This is a genomic window from Nocardia suismassiliense (genome assembly GCF_900269665.1).
Lineage (GTDB): Bacteria > Actinomycetota > Actinomycetes > Mycobacteriales > Mycobacteriaceae > Nocardia > Nocardia suismassiliense.
In genome coordinates this window covers 5,131,915-5,152,913 of record NZ_LT985361.1, presented here as the reverse complement: position 1 = coordinate 5,152,913, position 20,999 = coordinate 5,131,915, and the positions used below count along the sequence as shown (strand labels likewise).

The window sequence follows — 20,999 nt, the reverse complement described above, 5'->3', positions numbered from 1 at the left end:
CTCGAGACATCCTGATCGAGTGTGCGGCAGCATGATTCGGGGGATACGAGTTCATCGGCAGCCGACGAGCTGTCCGGCCAGCAACAGCTCATCTAGTTTTGAGCAAGCGGCCACTTCCGGGCTTTGTCACGCGCCGCACCAGTTGAATCGCCGTTTCGCCCTGCTGTCGCAGGCTGTGGACAGGGTTGTCGCGCACGGTGATTCAGGGTGGGTGCCGCATCGGTGGTCAAGCAGGTGGCCCGGTGCGGATTCGTCGTCGGGGGCGGCGTCAGTCGATCGGGGGCACCGAGTGTCCCCACCTTTGCCAGCGCAGCGAGCTGAGCGTGCGGCGGTGCAGTACGGCGATGCACCCGCGGCGCGCCCGCACCGCCGAAAACGATTCCGTTCGGCCAGCAGCGGATCGGTACGGCCCGGCAAAGGTGATAAGCGAGGGAGTTTGTCATGCAATCCGGTAACAAGTCACTGCTGCGCAGTCTGACATCGATTCAAAAAGAACTTTGGCTGGCCCACGAGCTTTCCGATATTCCCAATAATTGCCTGATATATATCGACATCGAGGCCGAGCTGGAACTCGGCCATTTCGTCACCGCGCTGCGGCATGTGTTCGCGGAATCGGAAGCGCTCACGGTCAATTTCGTCGGTGGCGCCGACGGGCCGATGCAGATCGACCGGAACACCCGCGATTGGATGCCCGCCTACCTCGATCTCACCGAACAGCCCGAGCCCATCTCGGCCGCCTTCGACTACATGTCCCGCGAGCTCGAGCTGGCCTTCGATCTGGAGCTGGACGCGCTGTTGCGCGTCGCACTGCTCAAAGTCGAGGCCGGACAATACTTTCTGTCGATGTGCTTCCACCACATCATCATGGATGGGGTCGGTGTCGCCACCTGGGCGCAGCGGGTGCTGGATGTATACGGCGCACTGACCGCCGGAATGCCCATCGAGCCCGCCGATTTCGTGCCCGTCGACGAGATCATCGAGAGTGATCGGGCGTACCGTCGCCACCAGCAGGCGATCGATCGCGAGTACTGGCGCGGGCAGATCCCGCCCGGGATCGAACCGCTGCGCCTGCCGGGCAATGCCGCACCAGACGCCAAGCCCGGCCGGATCGGTTGCACCCACGGCTTTTCCGGCGCGGAGCTCGGCAGGCTGATCGATTCCGCGCAGGCGATCGGCGTGAAGCTGCCCTACCTGTTGATGTCCGTCGCGGCAGCCGCGGTCCAGCGGTATGCGCTGCGCGACGAATTCTGCGTACAGATGCCGGTCTCCAACCAGAATGCCATCGCCCGGCGGACGCCGTGCCAGCTGTCGGATACCGTTCCCTTGCTGGTGGATTCGGGCCGGGACCTCTCGCTGGGGCAACTGTCCCGACGACTCCAGGACAGCATCGCGGGTGCGCGAGACCACCTCCGGTACGGGATGTCGGAGATCCGGCGCGACTTGAAAATGCCGCCCGCACAGGGGAACCCGTTCGGTCCGGTCATCAATGTCATGTCGTTCTTCGGAGCGTTGCGGATGACCGGTGGGACAGCCGATCTCCAGGTCTACTCGGCAGGCAACAGCGGGGATCTGTCGATCGTCCTGCACTACGAAAGGCAGTCGGCCCGTGGGGGTTACCTGCGGATAGAAGGCGACGCGCAGCTCTACACCGAAGACGATCTGCGCGGCTACCTCGACTCGATCGCGCGTTACCTGTCACAGGCGATCACCGATCCGGCGGCGCCGATCGCGGCGTTGGATATCCTCGGCGACGATCGGTCGCTGGTAGTCGAGGCATGGAACGACACCGAAGTGCCGGTCGATCCGGCGGCGACTCTGCTGGGTTTGTTCGAGGATCAGGTGCGCCGGGCCCCGGACGCGGTGGCCGTGGTGTCCGGTGGTGCGCGGCTGTCGTATCGGGAACTCGACGCGCGGGCGGATCGCGTCGCGCAGACTCTGCTCGCTGCGGGTGTGCGCCTGGACAGCGTGGTGGCGGTGGCCTTGCCGAGGTCGGCGGAGCTGATCGTCGCCATCCTGGCGGTGTCGAAGGCGGGTGGTGCGTATCTGCCGATCGACCCCGGTTATCCGGCCGAACGGCTGGCGTTCGTGCTCGCCGACGCCGCACCGATCGCGGTCCTCACCGACCGTACTACCTCGAAAGTGCTGCCGCAGCACGGAGTTCCGCTCATCCTGCTCGAAGAGGCCGAGGCGGCGCGGCATGACGTGGTGCGGCCCGCCGCACCGCTGCCCGGCAATCTCGCGTATCTCATCTACACCTCCGGCTCCACCGGCACGCCGAAGGGCGTGGCCGTCACCCATCGCAATGTGGCGTCGCTGTTCCTGAGTACCGCGCCGTGGTGTGAATTCCGGGCCGACGATGTGTGGGCTTGGTGTCATTCGCAGGCCTTCGACTTTTCGGTGTGGGAGATCTGGGGTGCACTCCTGCACGGTGGCCGGGTCGTCGTCGTGCCATGGGACGTGGTGCGCACGCCCGCGCAGCTGTGGGAGCTGGTGGTCGCCGAGGGCGTGACCATCCTCAACCAGACCCCCTCGGCTTTCCACGCACTGGCCGAGGCCCGGTCGGTGAGCGGCAGCGTCGATTCGGCGCTGCGCCTGGTGATCTTCGGCGGGGAAGCGTTGCACCACAGCCACGTACAACCGTGGTACGCGGTCGGCGCGGCCGGTCCGGCGCTGGTGAACATGTACGGGATCACCGAAACAACGGTGCACGTCACGAAGCTGGAGCTGCTGGCCGAGCATGGCGCCCGGGGTGAGAGCCCGATCGGGACGCCGCTGGGCAACATGCGGGTGTTCGTGCTCGACCCGTGGCTGGCGCCGGTTCCGGTGGGGGTGGCCGGTGAACTGTATGTGGCCGGTGCGCAATTGGCGCGCGGCTATCGCGGCCGGCCGGGGTTGACCGCAACGCGGTTCGTCGCCGATCCGTTCGATCGCACCGGTGGCCGGTTGTATCGCACCGGCGATGTGGTGCGCTGGACGCCGGCCGGGGTGCTGGAGTTCGTCGGCCGCGCCGACGATCAGGTCAAGATCCGCGGTTTCCGGGTGGAGCCGGGCGAGGTCGAATCGGTGCTGGTGCGACACCCTGCGGTGTCGCAGGCCGTGGTGCTGGCCCGCGACACCGGGACCGCGGACGACAAGCAGCTGATTGGTTATGTGGTCGCCGATCGCAGCAACGGCAACGGCGGCACGAACGGAAACGCGCTCGAGGGGGCACAGGTGCGCCGGTTCGCCGCGGAACGCCTGCCGGAGTTCCTGGTGCCGACCGTGGTGATGGTGATCGACCGCGTGCCATTGACTCCCAACGGCAAGCTCGATCGGGCCGCGCTGCCCGCCCCGGAGTTCGCCTCCTCGCGGGACTATCGAGCGCCGGGCAGCGAGCGCGAACGGGTGCTGGCGGGGTTGTTCGGTGAGGTGCTGGGGATCGACCGGGTCGGCGCGGACGACAGCTTCTTCGAGCTGGGCGGTCATTCGTTGTCCGCCACCCGGCTGATCAGCCGGATCCGGGTGGTGCTCGGGGTCGAGGTGCCGATCCGGACGGTATTCGACGCGCCGACGGTGGCGCAGTTGGTGACCCGGCTCGACGCCGGCGTCACCATGCGCCCGATGCTGGTCGCCCGGCCGCGACCCGAGGTGATTCCGCTGTCGTTCGCGCAGCGGCGACTGTGGTTCATCCACCGGTTGGAGGGGCCGTCGGCCACCTACAACATGCCGCTGGCCGCCCGGGTGACGGGTGCCTTCGACGCGGTGGCGTTCACGGCGGCGGTGCGCGATGTGGTGGCCCGGCACGAGAGCCTGCGCACGGTCTTCGTCGAAACCGACGGCGTCCCAGCGCAACTCGTGCTCGAGGCGGACAACGTCGACGTACCGGTGACTATCGCCGACGTAGCTCCCAATGCGGTGGACGCGGCGGTCGCCGAGGCGGCGCGGTATCCGTTCGAGCTGTCCACGCAGATTCCGATCCGCGCCGGTGCGTTCCGGTACGGGGACGGCGAGTGGACGGTGCTGGTGCTGATCCATCACATCGCCAGCGACGGCTGGTCGGCGGCGTCGCTACTGGACGATCTGTCGACGGCCTACGCGGCGCGCCGGGAAGGGCGGGCACCGGAGTGGGCGCCGCTGCCCGTGCAGTACGTCGACTACACGCTGTGGCAGCAGGAACTGCTCGGTTCGCCGGACGATCCCGACAGTGTGCTGTCGCGGCAGTTCGGTTACTGGCGCGCCGAACTCGACGGTCTGCCGGAGCAGCTGCGGTTGCCGACCGACCGGCCGCGGCCGCGGGTGGCCAGCTACCGCGGCGACGTGGTGTTGTTCGACATCGAACCTGAGGTGCGTACCGCGGTCGAGCGGTTGGCGGCCCGCGAGGGCGCGACGGTGTCCATGGTGTGGCAGTCGGCGCTGGCGGTGCTGCTGGCGAAACTCGGTGCAGGCGAGGATATCCCGATCGGCTCGCCGATCGCCGGCCGTACCGATGACGCGCTGGCCGATCTGGTGGGATTCTTCGTCAACACCTGGGTGCTGCGCGCAACGGTCTCTCCCGCAGCATCGTTCACCGAGATTCTCGATGGTGTGCGCGCGAAAGCGCTGGCGGCCTACGACAATCAGGACGCGCCGTTCGAGTTGCTGGTCGAGCTGCTGAATCCGACCCGCTCGTCGGCGTACCACCCGCTGTTCCAAGTGCTGCTGACGTTGCAGAACAACACGCTGCCCACCCTCCGGCTGCCGGGGGCGCGGGTAACGCCGCACATGCCGGCCACCAACACCTCGCGCTTCGACCTGACCTTCAATATCGGTGACGCCCCGGCCGGTGCGCGCGACAACGGCACCGCTGCCGGGTGGGACGGATACATCGAATACGCCACCGATCTGTTCGATCGGTCCACGGTCGAAGCCATGGCGGGGCGGCTGGTGCGGATCCTGCGACAGGTGGTGGCGAAGCCGGACACCGCGGTGGGAGCGGTCGATGTCCTGGACAGCGACGAACGTGACCTGGTTTTGTACCGGTGGAACGACACCTTTGCTCCGGTCGACCGGGACGCCACCGTGGTCGCGTCGTTCGAGGCGCAGGTCGCGCGCACGCCGGATGCAGTGGCCGTGGCCTGCGGTGACCATGAGATCTCGTATCGGGAACTCGACACGCGGGCAACCGAATTGGCGTGCCTCCTGGTCTCGCGCGGGGTAGGCCCGGACACCATCGCCGCCGTGGCGTTGCCGCGGTCGGCGGAGTTGATCGTGGCATTGCTCGCGGTGCTGAAGGCCGGTGGCGGGTATCTGCCGATCGATCCGACCTATCCCTCGGATCGGCTGGCGTTCATCTTGGCCGACGCGGCGCCGGTGGTCGTCGTGACCGATTCCGCGACTGCCGATCTCCTGCCCGATACGGCGGCACCGCACCTCTATCTGGACACGACCGACGTGGTGGAGGGCGCCACCCTGGATCGGGCCGTCGCGGCGGCGTCGCAGAATCTGGCCTACGTGATCTACACCTCGGGCTCCACCGGAGTCCCGAAAGGTGTTGCCATCACGCACCGCAACGTGGTGGCCTTCGCGACCAAGCACAGCTGGCACGACGGTGCGCACGCGAGCGTGCTGGTGCATTCGTCGGTCGCGTTCGATGCCTCCACCTACGAGATCTGGGTGCCGCTGCTGGGCGGCGGCCGGATAGTCGTCGCGCCGCCGGGCCGCACCGATATCGCGGTGCTCGGCCGGCAGTTGGTGGCGCACAAGGTGACCGCCGTATTCCTCACCACTCGGTTGTTCGAGTTGTTCGTCGACCATTGCCCCGACACGCTCGCGGGACTTCGCGAGGTGTGGGTCGGCGGCGAGGAGATGCCGCCGGAGGTCTTCGCGCGTGCGTTGCGCCTGTGCCCGCAGACCCGCATCGTGCATGTGTACGGGCCCACCGAGACAACGACATTCGCGATCCGCCGGCCGTTCCGGGCGGGGGAGCGCTTCGATGACGTCCTGGTGCCGATCGGAACCCCGCTGGCCAATGTTCGAGCGTTCGTGCTGGATTCGTGGTTGGCGCCCGTCCCGGCCGGGGTGGCGGGAGAGTTGTATGTCGCCGGTGCGCAGTTGGGCCGGGGATACCACGGCCGGGCCGATCTGACCGCGGCGCGCTTCGTCGCCGATCCCTTCGACCCGAACGGTGGCCGGCTGTACCGCACCGGTGACCTGGTGCGCCGGAATCACGGTGGGCAGGTGGAGTTCCTGGGTCGCATCGATGATCAGGTGAAGATCCGCGGCTTCCGGGTCGAACCCGGCGAGGTCGAATCGGTGCTGGCACAGCATCCTTCGGTGGCGCAAGCGCTGGTGGTGGTCCGCGACAGCGACACCGGTGACAAGCAGCTGATCGGTTATGTCGTCGCCGACCGCACCGGTGATCGAACCGACCTCGTCGGCGCGGAGGTGCGCGACTTCGCGGCCGCACGGCTGCCGGAGTTCATGGTGCCGACGGTGGTGATGGTGATCGATGCGGTGCCGTTGACCGCGAACGGAAAACTGGACCGCGCGGCGCTGCCCGCGCCGGAGTCGGTGTCCTCGGTGCGGTACCGGGCGCCGGGCAGTGCGCGCGAACGGGTGCTGGCCGAGCTGTTCGGTGCGGTGCTCGGACGCGATCGGGTGGGCGTAGACGACAGCTTCTTCGAGCTGGGTGGCCACTCGCTGCTGGCGACCCGCCTGGCCAGCCGGATCCGGGTGGAGCTCGGCATCGAGGTACCGATCCGGACGGTGTTCGACGCACCGACGGTGGCGCAGTTGGCGACCCGGCTCGACGCGGGCGTGCAGGTGCGCCCGGCCCTGCTGGCCCGGCCACGGCCGGACGTGGTTCCGCTGTCGTTCGCCCAGCGGCGACTGTGGTTCATCCATCGATTGGAGGGGCCGTCGGCCACCTCCAACATGGCGCTGGCGGTGCGGTTGCACGGGGTGGACGTGGCGGCGTTGACCGCCGCGATCGGCGATGTGGTGACCCGGCACGAGAGCCTGCGCACGGTCTTCGTCGACGCCGATGGTGTGCCCTCCCAACGGGTCCTGGACGTGGACAGTGTCGAGGTACCGGTCACGGTGACCGACATGCGGGCCGCCGATCCCGCCGAGACGGACGCGGCGGTGACCTCGGCGGTGCGCTACGGCTTCGACCTGTCGTCGGAGATTCCGTTGCGCGCCACTGTGTTCCGCCGTACGGACGATGCCGCCGTGCTGGTGTTGCTGATTCATCACATCGCCGGTGACGGCTGGTCGTTGACGCCGTTGCTGCGTGATCTGTCCGAGGCGTACGCCACGCGACGTGATCATCAGGCACCGCGGTGGCGGCCGTTGCCGGTGCAGTACGCGGATTACACGCTGTGGCAGCGGGAACTGCTCGGCTCGTCGACCGATCCGGACAGCGTGTTGTCGCAGCAGTTCGAGTATTGGCGCCGGGAACTCGAGGGACTGCCCGAGCAGTTGCGGTTGCCGACCGATCGGCCCCGGCCGCGGGTGGCCAGTTATCGCGGCGACATGGTGCACTTCCAGATCGAGCCGGAGATCCGTGCCGCGGTAGAGCGGTTGGCTGCGCGCGAAGGCGCGACGGTGTCGATGGTGCTGCAATCGGCGCTGGCCGTGCTGCTGTTCAAACTCGGTGCCGGAGAAGATATTCCGATCGGCGCGCCGATCGCGGGCCGGACCGACGAGGCGCTGGCCGAGCTGGTCGGCTTCTTCGTCAATACCTGGGTGCTGCGGGCGGCCGTCGTCCCGGACGCGTCGTTCACCGAGATCTTGGGTGTGGTGCGGGAAAAGGCGTTGGCCGGCTACGAGAACCAGGATGTTCCGTTCGAGCTGCTGGTCGAGTTGCTGAACCCGGCCCGCTCGGCGGCGCATCATCCGTTGTTCCAGGTGACGTTGGCCTTCCAGAACAACACGCTGCCCGCGCTCGAACTGTCGGGCGTGCGGATCGAGCCTTATCCCGCAGGCACCGCGACCGCGCGGTTCGATCTGTTCTTCAACATCGCCGAAGCCCCCGCCGGTGACCCGTGGAGTGGGTTCGTCGAGTATGCGACCGAACTGTTCGACCGGTCGACGGTCGAGGCGATGGCGGCCCGGCTGGTCCGGTTGCTGCGGCAGGTCGGGTCGGACCCCGAAGTCCCGGTGGGCGCCATCGATGTGCTCGACAGCGACGAGCGCGAACTGGTGCTGCGCCGGTGGAACGACACCACGGTCGAGGTACCGGCCACCGCCACGCTCACCGAACTGTTCGCCGCGCAGGTCGCCGCGACCCCGGATGCGATCGCGGTCGTCTGCGCGGACGCGAAGTTGACGTACCACGATCTGGACCGGCGCGCCGATCGGCTGGCGCGGGCGTTGATCTCGCGCGGCGTCGGCCCGGACGGTGTGGTCGCGGTGGCGTTGCCGCGGTCCACGAACCTGATCGTGACCCTGCTGGGTGTGCTGAAGGCCGGTGGCGGATATCTGCCGATCGATCCCGCGTACCCCTCGGATCGGCTGGCGTTCGTCCTCGCCGACGCCGCGCCGGTGGTTGTCGTGACCGACTCGGCCACCGCACACGCGCTGCCACCGACCGCGACGCCACACCTCTATCTGGACGCCATGGAAGCGCTCGACGGTGACCGGGCTGGTCTGGACCGGGTGGTCGCGATCGATGCGCACAATCTGGCGTGCGTGATCTACACCTCGGGCTCCACCGGTGTCCCGAAAGGTGTTGGTATCACGCACCATAACGTCGTCAACCTGGTCAACCAGGCGTGGCGGACGGGTGTCGAGGACCGGGTGCTGGTGCATTCGTCGATCGCCTTCGACGCCTCGACCTATGAGATCTGGCCGGCCCTGTGCGGTGGCGCGACGTTGGTCGTCGCCGGTGAGCAGCGTTCGGACCCGGCGGAGATCACGCGGCTGGTGGAGACCTGGTCGGTGACGAAGATGTTCGCCACACCACCGTTGCTGTCGGCGTTGGTCGATCATGTGGAAGCGTTGCCGGACAACCCGTTCCGGAGTCTGCGGCAGGTCAATACCGGCGCCGACACGCTGACCTCCGGGTTGGTGCGGGCGCTGCGTGGCACGTGCCGCGACCTCCGGGTCGACAACCTTTACGGTCCGACCGAGGCGACCGTCGATGTGACCGCGTATCGCGTGCCCGAGGACGAACCCGGTGCGGTGGTGCCGATCGGTGTGCCGGTGGCGAATTCGCGAGTGTTCGTGCTTGATTCGTGGTTGGTGCCGGTCCCGGTCGGGGTTTCGGGCGAGTTGTACGTGGCGGGTGCCCAGCTGGCGCGTGGCTATCACGGCCGGGCCGGCCTGACCGCGGCCCGGTTCGTGGCCGACCCGTTCGACCGGACCGGTGGCGGCAGGCTGTATCGCACCGGCGACGTGGTGCGCTGGACCTCCGCGGGGGTGCTGGAGTTCGCGGGCCGGGTCGATGATCAGGTCAAGATCCGGGGCTTCCGGGTCGAACCCGGTGAGGTGGAAAGCGTTCTGGCCCAACATCCTTCGGTGGCGCAGGCGGTGGTCGTGGCACACGACTCCGAGGCCGGAAAACAGTTGGTCGGGTACGTGGTCGCCGACCACTCCGGGGCCACCGTCGGCGAAGGCGAACTGGTGGGGCAGTGGCGGCGGGTCTACGACGACCTGTACGCCGGCGCCGAGCATGCGCCGGACCTCGGTCCGGTCGACGGTGACGAGGTCGGGTTCGTTACCGGCTTCGGCGGCTGGAACAGCAGCTACACCGGGCGTGCGATTCCAGTGGAACAGATGCGCGAATGGCGCGCGACCACCGTCGAGCGAATTCGAGGGCTGCGGCCGGAGCGCGTGCTGGAGATCGGGGTGGGGTCGGGTTTGCTGATGTCGCAGCTGGCACCGGACTGCGCCGAATACTGGGCTACGGACTTCTCGTCCGCGACGATCAGCACCCTGCAACGACAGCTGGGCGAACTGAACGAGCAGTGGGTCGACCGTGTCTCGCTGAGCGTGCGCGGCGCCGACGAGACCGACGGGTTGCCGGAACACTATTTCGACACGGTCGTGCTGAACTCGGTGATCCAGTACTTCCCCAGCCAGAACTATATGCGCCGGGTACTCGAGCGGGTGCTGGGCGTGCTGGCTCCGGGTGGCGCGGTGTTCATCGGTGACGTCCGGAATCTGGCGCTGCTGGAGGAGTTCACCACAGCCGCGCAGATCGCGCGCAACGGTGGCGACGATCCGGTGGCGGTCGCCGACCGGGTCCGTCGCGACATCTCCGCCGAACAGGAGCTGCTGCTGGCGCCGGAGTACTTCCTCGCGCTGGGCGAGGTCCTCGATATCGGCGCCGTCGACATCGAGCTCAAACGCGGATACTCGATGAACGAGCTGACACGCTACCGGTACGACGTGGTGGTGCATCCGGCTGCGGTGAACCCGCTGTCGGTCGCCGAGGTACCGAAAGTCGCGTTCCATGACCATGATTCGTTGCAGACACTGCTGCGCGACCAGCATCCGGACGGTATCCGGATCACCGGTATCCCGCATGCCGGTCTGGTCGGTGAGGTCGAAGCGACGCACCGGATCAAGGCAGGCCACGTCGGTATCGCTACCGACGCACTCGGTGTCGGCTTCGAAGGGATGCTCGAGACGATCAGCGATCGCGCGGGTGTCGTGCCGGAAGACCTGCATCTGCTCGGCCGTCGACTCGGCTACGCGACCGCGGTCACCTGGTCCGCCCGGCCCGACCGGATGGATGCCGTCTTCGTCGACGCCACGACCCTCGACGCCAGGCCCCTGGCCGACGTGTACACCGCCGCCGGCCCGGTGGGCGATCCGGCGGCGTACGCCAACAACCCGCAGGCGGGTCTGCTGGCCGCCGACGTACGCCGGTGGGCGAGTGACCGATTGCCGGAGTTCATGGTGCCCGCCACGGTGATGGTGATCGGGTCGGTGCCGTTGACCTCCAGCGGAAAACTGGATCGCCGGGCGCTGCCGGATCCGGAGTTCGCGTCGTCGGCGGAGTATCGCGCGCCGGACAGCGAGCGCGAACAAGTACTGGCCGAACTGTTCGCCGAGATCCTCGGCCTCGACCGGGTCGGGGTGGACGACAACTTCTTCACCCTGGGCGGCCACTCGCTGCTGGCGACCCGCCTGGCCAGCCGGATCCGCGCGGTGACGGGCGTCGAGGTGCCGATCCGGACCATCTTCGACGCACCGACGGTGGCGCAGTTGGTGACTCGGCTCGATGCCGATGTGCAGGTGCGCCCGCCGCTGCTGCCCCGGCCACGGCCGGACGTGGTTCCGCTGTCGTTCGCGCAGCGCCGACTCTGGTTCATCCATCGGCTGGAGGGGCCATCGGCTACGTACAACATGCCGCTGCCGGTCCGGCTGAGCGGCGTGTTCGACGCGTCGGCTTTCGCGGCCGCGCTCGGCGATGTGGTGGCCCGCCACGAGAGTTTGCGCACGGTCTTCGTCGAGGCCGAAGGGGTGCCGACCCAGCAGGTGCTCGCGGCCGACAGCGTCGAGGTGCCGGTCACGGTCGACGTGGAGACCGTGGACCCGGCCGAGCTGGACGCGGCGGTGAACGCCGCCGTGCGCTACGCCTTCGATCTGTCGTCGGAGATTCCCATCCGCGCCACCGTATTCCGATCCGGCGGCGATGAGTGTGTGCTGGTCCTGCTGGTCCATCACATCGCGGGCGACGGCTGGTCGGCGGCACCGTTGCTGCGGGATCTGGCCACCGCCTATGCCGCGCGCCTCGAACATCGGGCGCCGCGCTGGGCGCCGCTGCCGGTGCAGTATGTGGACTACACGCTGTGGCAGCGAGAATTTCTCGGGTCGCCGGACGATCCGGACAGCGTGCTGTCCCAGCAGTACGAGTATTGGCGCCGGGAGCTCGACGGGTTGCCGGAGCAACTGCGGTTGCCGACCGACCGGCCGCGACCCCGGGTGGCCAGCTACCGCGGCGACATGGTGGTCTTCGGTATCGATCCGGAGATCCGCACCGCGGTGGAGCGGCTGGCGGCCCGGGAGGGCGCGACGGTGTCGATGGTGCTGCAATCGGCGCTGGCCGTGCTGCTGTTCAAACTCGGTGCCGGAGAGGATATTCCGCTCGGCTCGCCGATCGCAGGCCGGACCGACGAGGCGCTGGCCGACCTGGTCGGGTTCTTCGTCAACACCTGGGTGCTGCGTGCAACTGTCGCTCCGGCAACGTCTTTCGCCGAGGTAGTGGCGCAGGTGCGGTCGAAGGCGTTGGCCGCGTACGAGAATCAGGATGTTCCGTTCGAGCTGCTGGTGGAGTTGCTGAATCCGGCCCGCTCGGCGGCGCATCATCCGTTGTTCCAGGTGTCGTTGGCGTTCCAGAACAACGCGCTGCCGACCCTGCGGTTGCCGGGGGTCGGGTTCGAGCCCTATCCCGCGTCCATCGCGGCCTCGCGGTTCGACCTGTTCTTCAATGTCGCCGACGCGCCCGCCGGTGATCCGTGGAGCGGGTTCGTCGAGTACTCGACCGACCTGTTCGACCGGTCCACCGTCGAGTCGATGGTGCACCGGTTCGTGCGAATACTCGACCGGATCGTGTCAGACCCGGGTGGCCCGGTGGGGGCGATCGACGTCCTCGATACCGAGGAACAGGAGTCGGTGCTGCGGCGGTGGAACGACACTGCCGTCGCGGTCCCGGACACCACGATGGTCGGGCTGTTCGAGGCCCAGGTCGCCCGGACACCGGCGGCCACCGCCGTGATCGGTGGCGACACCGAGATCTCGTATCGGGAACTCGATTCCCGAGCCGACGGGTTGGCGCGCACGCTGGTCGCGCGCGGCGTACGCCCGGACTCGCTGGTCGCGGTGGCCCTGCCGCGGTCGGTGGAGTTGATCGTGGCGCTGCTGGGTGTGCTGAAGGCCGGTGGCGGATATCTGCCGATCGATCCCGGGTATCCGTCGGATCGGTTGTCGTTCATCCTTTCCGACGCCGCGCCGGTCGTTGTCGTGACCGACTCCGCTACCGCCCACTTCCTGCCCGACACGGCAGTCCCGCACCACTATCTGGACGCACCGGGCACCAACGGTGGCGAACCTGGGGATCTGGCTGAGATCGGTCTGCGGCCACAGCATTTGGCCTACGTGACCTACACCTCCGGTTCCACGGGCGTTCCGAAAGGTGTGGAGATCACCCACCGTAACCTGGTGAACCTGGTTGCTCGGGCCTGGTCGGTCGATCCCGAGGACCGGGTATTGACGCATTCCTCGATCGCATTCGACGCCACGACCTATGAGATCTGGCCCGCGCTGGCCGGTGGTGCGGCGCTGGTGGTGACGGAATCCTCGCGTTCGGATCTCGTGGAACTCACCGATGTGATCGAGCGCCGTTCGGTGACAAAGATGTTCGCGACGCCGCCGCTGTTGTCGGCGTTGGCCGATCACGTGGAGCCGTTGTCCGGCACACCGCTGCGTAGTTTGCGGCGGGTGATCGCCGGCGGTGCCGAGCTGACCGCGGCCGTCGTGCGCAAGCTGAACGCGAAACACGCTGGCGTGCAGGTGATGAACGGCTACGGGCCTACCGAGACAACGGCGTGCGTGACCGACTACGACGTGCTCGGCGATGTCGAAGGTGCGGTGCCGATCGGGCGTCCGTCGGTGAATGTGCGCGTGTTCGTGCTGGATTCGTGGTTGGCGCCGGTGCCGGTGGGTGTCGCGGGGGAGCTGTACGTGGCGGGCACGCAGTTGGCGCGGGGCTACCACGGACGCGCGGGGCTCACCGCCGCCCGGTTCGTCGCCGACCCGTTCGATCCGGCCGGTGGCGGCCGTTTGTATCGCACCGGTGATGTGGTGCGCTGGAACAACTCCGGGCAGTTGGAGTTCGTCGGCCGGGCCGATGATCAGGTCAAGGTGCGTGGCTTCCGGGTGGAGCCCGGCGAGGTGGAAACCGCTCTGGAGCAACACCCTTCGGTGTCCCGCGCGGTGGTCGTCGTACGCGACAGCAGCACCGGGGGACAGCAGCTCGTGGGCTATGTGGTCGCGGACCGATCCGGGCCGGTCGCCGGTGAAGAGGAACTGGTCGGCCAGTGGCGCCGGGTATACGACGACCTGTACGGCGCTGCGGGTAAGAAAGCCGACAGTCCCGGAAACGGCAACGGGGACAAGGCGCCGGCGGGCTTCGGAATGGACTTCGGCGGCTGGAACAGCAGCTATACCGGGACGTCGATTCCGATCGAGCAGATGCGCGAATGGCGCGAAGCCACGGTACAGCGCATCCGTGGTCTGGCACCCCGGCGAGTACTCGAGATCGGTGTCGGCTCCGGCTTGTTGTTGTCCCAATTGGCGCCCGACTGCGACGAATACTGGGCGTCGGACTTCTCCGCCGCGACCATCGCCACCATGCAACAGCAGTTGGACGAACTCGACGCGCCGTGGACCGAACGGGTCTCGCTGAGCGTCCGGTCCGCCGAGGACATCGCGGGATTGCCGGAAGAGTATTTCGACACGGTGGTCGTGAACTCGGTGGTGCAGTACTTCCCCGGCGAACGGTATCTGCGTCGAGTCCTCGAACAGATCCTCGGCCTGCTGGCGCCCGGCGGCGCGATATTCGTCGGTGACGTCCGCAATCTGGGTCTGCTGGAGGAGTTCACCACGGCGGTGCAGATAGCCCGCAACGACGGCGACGACCCGGCGGCCATTCGGGAACGCGTGCGCCGCACGGTATTCGCCGAACAGGAACTGCTGGTCGCGCCCGAATACTTCCACGCGGTGTGCCGGGCCACCGACTTCGAGACCGTCGATATCGAACTCAAACGCGGCTATTCGGTCAACGAGTTGACCCGTTACCGATACGACGTGGTCCTGCACAAGACACCCACGAAAGCGCTGTCCGTCGCCGAGGTGCCGAAAGTCGAGTTCCGCGACCACGACTGGTTGCGCACACTGCTGCAATCTCGACACCCGGATGGCATCCGAGTTACCGGGATTCCACACGCCGGGCTGACCGGCCAGATCGAGGCGGTGAACCGAATCCGAACCGGTGAGCCCGTTCCGGCGGCTCCGCGCACCCATCCACGGGCAGCGGGATTCGAGGGAATACTCGCCGACCCCGCTGCTCGAATGGACGCCGGATTGCTGCCCGAAGATTTGCACGTACTGGCCGACCGGCTGGGCTACACCACGGCGGTCACCTGGTCGGCACAGCCGGATCGGATGGACGCGGTCTTCATAGACAGCGCGACCGCACAAAGCCGACCGCTGACCGACGTATACCTGCCTGCGGCAGAAGTAGCCGATCCGACGCCGTACGCCAGCAATCCACAGGACACGCTCCTGCCCGCCGCCGTAAAGGAGTTGGCGGCCGAGCGGTTGCCGGAGTTCATGGTGCCGTCGGTGGTGATGGTGATCGACGATGTGCCGTTGACCGCCAACGGAAAGCTCGATCGCGCGGCGCTGCCGGACCCGGAGTTCGCCGCCGCGGCGCAGTATCGGGCGCCGAGCAGCGAGCGGGAACGGGTGCTCGCCGAATTGTTCGCCGAGATCCTCGGACTCGACCGGGTCGGCGTGGACGACAGTTTCTTCGCCCTCGGTGGGCATTCGTTGCTGGCGACCCGGCTGGCCAGCCGGATTCGAGCGGTGCTCGGCGTCGAGGTGCCGATCCGGGTGATCTTCGACGCCGCGACGGTCGCCGAACTCGACCGCCGATGGCCGGAGTTGGCGCCATCGCGCAGACCGGCGCTGCGCAGGATGAATCGAGAGGTGGGTCTGTGATGATTCCGTTGTCGTTCGCACAGCGCCGGTTGTGGTTCATCCACCGGTTGGAGGGACCCTCCGCTACCTACAACATGCCGTTGACGGTCCGATTGCGCGGCGTATTCGACGCGCCCGCCTTCGCGGCGGCGATCGGTGACGTGGTGGCCAGGCACGAGAGCCTGCGCACGATCTTCGTCGAAGCCGACGGCGTGCCCGGCCAGCAGGTCCTCGACGAGGACGCGGTCGAGGTGCCGGTGCTCATCTCCGAGATCGAGCCCGCCGCCTTGGATACGGCGGTCACCGACGCGGCGCGTTACGAGTTCGACCTGGCCACCGAGATTCCCATCCGCGCCAACGTTTTCCGCTGCGGTGTCGACGAATGCGTCGTGGTGTTGCTGATCCACCACATCGCCGGTGACGGCTGGTCGATGACGCCGTTGCTGCGCGACTTGTCGACGGCGTACGCGGCGCGGCGGCAGGGGCGGGCGCCGGGCTGGGAGTCGCTGCCGGTCCAGTACGTGGATTACACGCTGTGGCAGCAGGAACTGCTGGGTTCACCCGACGATCCGGACAGTGTGCTGTCCCAGCAGTTCGAGTATTGGCGCCGCGAGCTCGACGGCTTGCCGGAGCAATTGCGGCTGCCGACCGACCGGCCGCGGCCACGGGTGGCCAGTTACCGCGGGGACATGCTGGTTTTCGGCATCGATGCGAAGACCAGGGCGGAACTCGAGGAGCTGGCGACTCGCTCCGGCGCGACGGTGTCCATGGTCTTGCAGTCGGCGCTGGCCGTATTGCTGTTCAAACTCGGTGCCGGCGAGGACATTCCGATCGGCTCGCCGATAGCCGGCCGCACCGACGACGCGCTGAACGAACTGGTGGGGTTCTTCGTCAACACCTGGGTGTTGCGGACGGCGGTGCAGCCGTCGGCCTCGTTCACCGCGATTCTGGGTCAGGTCAGGGCAAAAGCCTTGGCGGCCTACGAGAATCAGGATCTGCCGTTCGAGCTGCTGGTCGAGCTGCTCAACCCGGCCCGGTCGGCGGCGCACCATCCCTTGTTCCAGGTGCTGCTGAGCTTCCAGAACAACACCGCAGCCACCCTCGAGCTGTCGGGGGTCGGGTTCGAACCGTATGCGCTGCCCGCACTGACCTCGCGATTCGACCTGACCTTCAATGTCGGCGACGCGGCAACGGGTGGCCGGAGCAACGGTGCCGCCGGGTGGGACGTGCACGTCGAGTACGCCACCGACCTGTTCGACCGGTCCACGATCGAGGCGATGGCGGCGCGGTTGGTACGGATCCTGCGGCAGGTGGTGGCGGACCCGCATGGGCCGGTGGGGTCGGTCGAGGTGCTCGATACCGAGGAACGCGAGCTGGTGCTGCACCGGTGGAACGACACCGCCGTCGCCGTGGACCCGGCCGCCACCCTGGCCGAATTGGTTGCGGCACAGGTCGCTCGCACACCGGACGCGACCGCGGTGGTCTGCGGTACGGCAGAGCTGAGCTATCGGGAACTCGACAGCCGCGCCGAACGGCTTGCCCGCCTGCTGGTTTCGCGCGGCGTAGGTCCGGACACCCTCGTCGCGGTGGCGTTGCCGCGGTCGGTGGAGTTGATCGTCGCGCTGCTGGGTGTGGTGAAAGCCGGTGGTGGATATCTGCCGATCGATCCGGGCTATCCCTCCGATCGGCTGGCGTTCGTTCTGACCGATGCCGCGCCGGTTGTCGTCGTGACCGATCGTGCGACCTCGGATGCCCTGCCGCACAGTGCGACACCCCACCTGTATATCGATGCACCGGCGGTCGAGGACCGGAGCGGCGGGGATCCCATCCCGGCACGGCCACAGAATTTGGCGTACGTCATCTACACCTCCGGCTCCACCGGTGTGCCGAAAGGTGTTGGCATCACGCATCGCAACGTGGTGAACCTGGTCGCGCAGGCGTGGTCGGCGGGTATCGAGGATCGCGTCCTGGTGCATTCGTCGATCGCGTTCGACGCCTCGACCTATGAGATCTGGCCCGCGCTGTGCGGCGGGGCGACCCTCGTGGTGGCCGGTGAGCGACGCTCGGATCTCGCGGAGATCACCCGGCTGATCGAGACCCGGTCGGTGACGAAGATGTTCGCCACGCCACCCTTGCTCGCGGCGGTGGCCGAGCACGTCGAATACCTGTCCGACAACCCTTTCCAGAGCCTGACACAGGTGAACACCGGTGCCGACACGCTCCCGTCCGGGCTGGTGCACGCGCTGCGGGACAGCTGGGGAGACATCCGGATCGACACCCTCTACGGCCCGACCGAGGCAACGGTCGACGTGACGTCCTACGAGGTCCCCGCCGACGTGGCGGGTGCGGTGGTGCCGATCGGCGTCCCGGTGGCCAATACCCGAGTGTTCGTACTGGATTCGTGGCTGGCGCCGGTACCGGTGGGCGTCGCAGGGGAGTTGTATGTCGCCAGCGCCCAACTGGCGCGCGGTTATCACGGCCGGGCCGGGCTGACCGCTACCAGGTTCGTCGCCGATCCGTTCGATACCACGGGTGGTGGTCGGCTGTACCGCACCGGTGATGTGGTGCGCTGGAACAACTCCGGGCAGCTGGAGTTCGCGGGCCGGGCCGACGATCAAGTCAAGATCCGTGGTTTCCGCGTGGAGCCCGGCGAGGTCGAAACCGTATTGGCGCAACATCCTTCGGTATCGAACGCGGTGGTGGTGGCGCACGATAACGGCACCGGTGACAAGCAGCTCATCGGGTACGTGGTCGCCGAGCGGACTAATTCGGTCGCGGGCAACGGTCGCGGGCGGGCCAACGGGCGCCCGTGCGGCGCTGAACGCGTGGCCGCGAATCGCCTCGACGGCGCGGAGGTCCGCCGCTTCGCCGCCGAGCGGTTGCCGGACTTCATGGTGCCGTCGGTGGTGATGGTGATCGACAGTGTGCCGTTGACCGCGAACGGGAAACTGGATCGGGCGGCGTTGCCGGTCCCGGAGCTGCGGTCCTCGGTGCGGTATCGGGCACCGGGCAGCATCCAGGAGCAGATGCTGACCGAGCTGTTCGCCGAGGTCCTCGGCCACGAGCGGGTCGGGCTGGACGACAGCTTCTTCGCGCTGGGTGGTCACTCGCTGCTGGCCACTCGGCTGGCCAGCCGGATCCGGGTGGTGCTCGGCGTCGAGGTCCCGATCCGGACGATCTTCGATGCGCCGACGGTGGCGCAGTTGGCGATTCGGCTGGGCGACCGTACTCGGCTGCGTCCGGTGCTGTCGACGCGGCAGCGGCCGGACGTGCTGCCGTTGTCGTTCGCACAGCGGCGGTTGTGGTTCATCCACCGGCTGGAAGGGCCGTCGGCCAACTACAACATCCCGGTGGCGGCGCGGTTCCACGGAGTGGATGTGGCGGCGTTGGCCGCCGCGATCGGTGATGTCGTGGCGCGCCACGAGAGCCTGCGCACGATCTTCGTCGAGACCGATGGCGTGCCGTCCCAGCGGGTAGTCGACGCCGACGGCCTCGAGGTGCCGGTCACGGTGACCGAACCGGAGCGCGGTGACGTGCACGCCGCGGTGAGCGCTGCGGCGCGCTATGGGTTCGATCTGTCCGTGCAGATCCCGATCCGGGTCACGGTGGTGCGGTCCGGCGCCGACGAGTGCGTTGTCGTGGTGCTGATCCACCACATCGCCGCCGACGGCTGGTCCGCGGCGCCGCTGCTGCGCGATCTGTCGACGGCGTACGCGGCGCGTCGGCAGGGTCGGCGGCCGGAGTGGCAGCCGTTGCCGGTCCAGTACGCGGACTACACGCTGTGGCAGCAGGAACTGCTGGGGTCGCCGACCGATCCGGACAGTGTGCTGTCCCAGCAGTTCGAGTACTGGCGTGCCGAACTCGACGGTCTGCCCGAGGAATTGCCGTTGCCGACCGATCGGCCGCGGCCGCGCGTGCCGAGCTACCGCGGCGACGTGGTGACGTTCGACATCGATCCGGAGATTCGTGCGGCGGTGGAGGATCTGGCGCGCCGCGACGGCGCGACGGTGTCGATGGTGCTGCAATCGGCGTTGGCCGTGTTGCTGTTCAAACACGGTGCCGGGGAGGACATTCCGATCGGAACGCCGATCGCGGGCCGGACCGACGACGCGCTGGCCGAGCTGGTCGGGTTCTTCGTCAATACCTTGGTACTGCGCGCGCCCGTGGTCGCGGGGGCGTCGTTCACCGAGATTCTCGGCGAGGTCAGAGGGAAAGCCTTGGCCGCGTACGAGAACCAGGACGCGCCGTTCGAATTGCTGGTCGAGTTGCTGAAACCGGCCCGCTCGGCGGCTCATCATCCGTTGTTCCAGGTGTCGCTGGCCTTCCAGAACAACGCCTTGCCCACCCTCGAATTGCCAGAGGTGCGGATCGAGCCCTACTCCGCGTTCACCGCGACCGCGCGGTTCGACTTGGCGTTCAATATCGCGGACGCGCCCGCCGGCGAGCAGTGGACCGGGCTCGTCGAGTACGCCACCGATCTGTTCGACCGGTCCACCATCGAGGCGATGGCGGCACGGTGGGTGCGGCTGCTGCGGCAGCTGGTGGCGGACCCGGCGGCCGCAGTGGGGTCGATCGATGTGCTCGGCACCGAGGAACGCGAGCTGGTGGTGCGCCGGTGGAACGACACCACAGCTGAGGTCGTGGGCGACACGATCGTCGGGTTGTTCGAGGCACGGGTCCATGCGGCTCCGGACGCACCGGCCGTTGTCAGCGGGGACACCGAGCTGTCATACCGAGAGCTCGACAGTAGAACCGATCAGCTTGCGCGCGTGCTGGTTTCGCAAGGAATGCGGCCGGACAGTATCGTCGCGGTCGCGCTGCCACGGTCGGTCGAGTTGATTGTGGCGCTGCTGGGTGTGCTGAAGGCCGGCGGTGGTTATCTGCCGCTCGATACGGCCTATCCGCCGGAGCGGTTGGCGTTCGTCCTCACCGATGCCGCGCCGTTCGCGGTGGTGACCGATTCCGCGACCGCAGAACTGCTGCCCCCGACTGTGACACCGCACCTCTACCTCGACCGGCTCGACCCCGCAGTGTCCGGGCCGGTGCCTGCTCGGGTCGGTCCGCAGAACCTGGCGTACATGACCTACACCTCCGGTTCGACGGGCGTGCCCAAAGGTGTTGCCATCACGCACGGTAACGTGCTGAACCTGGTCACCCAGGTGCGTGCTGTGCGTGCCGGGGATCGGGCGCTGACCCACCACTCGCTGGCGTTCGATGCCTCCGCCTATGAGATCTGGCCCGCGCTGGTCGGTGGCGCGGCGTTGGTCGTGGCCGAGGAACCGCGTTCGGACCTCGCGGAGATCACCCGCCTGGTCGAGGCCCGGTCGGTG

Annotated in this window: 2 protein-coding genes (1 of these 2 running past the window's edge); both read left to right on the top strand. The window is 67.8% G+C overall.

Features of this window, described 5'->3' with window-relative positions; genetic code table 11:
• Positions 1-441: 441 nt before the first annotated feature.
• Positions 442-15,690: a non-ribosomal peptide synthetase gene (locus tag DBO33_RS22920; protein ID WP_107656874.1), complete on the top strand. Its 15,249-nt coding sequence runs from the start codon at positions 442-444 to the stop codon at positions 15,688-15,690.
• Positions 15,690-20,999 carry the 5' portion of a non-ribosomal peptide synthetase gene (locus tag DBO33_RS22915; protein ID WP_107656873.1) on the top strand. The gene runs 15,489 nt beyond the window's last position, so only the first 5,310 of its 20,799 coding nucleotides appear in the window; it begins with the start codon at positions 15,690-15,692; the stop codon falls past the right edge of the window. Before DBO33_RS22920 ends, DBO33_RS22915 begins: the two co-directional genes overlap by 1 nt.

Excerpts from the sequence above, each read along its gene's own strand:
- DBO33_RS22920 (WP_107656874.1), top strand. The coding sequence starts at position 442 with ATGCAATCCGGTAACAAGTCACTGCTGCGCAGTCTGACATCGATTCAA.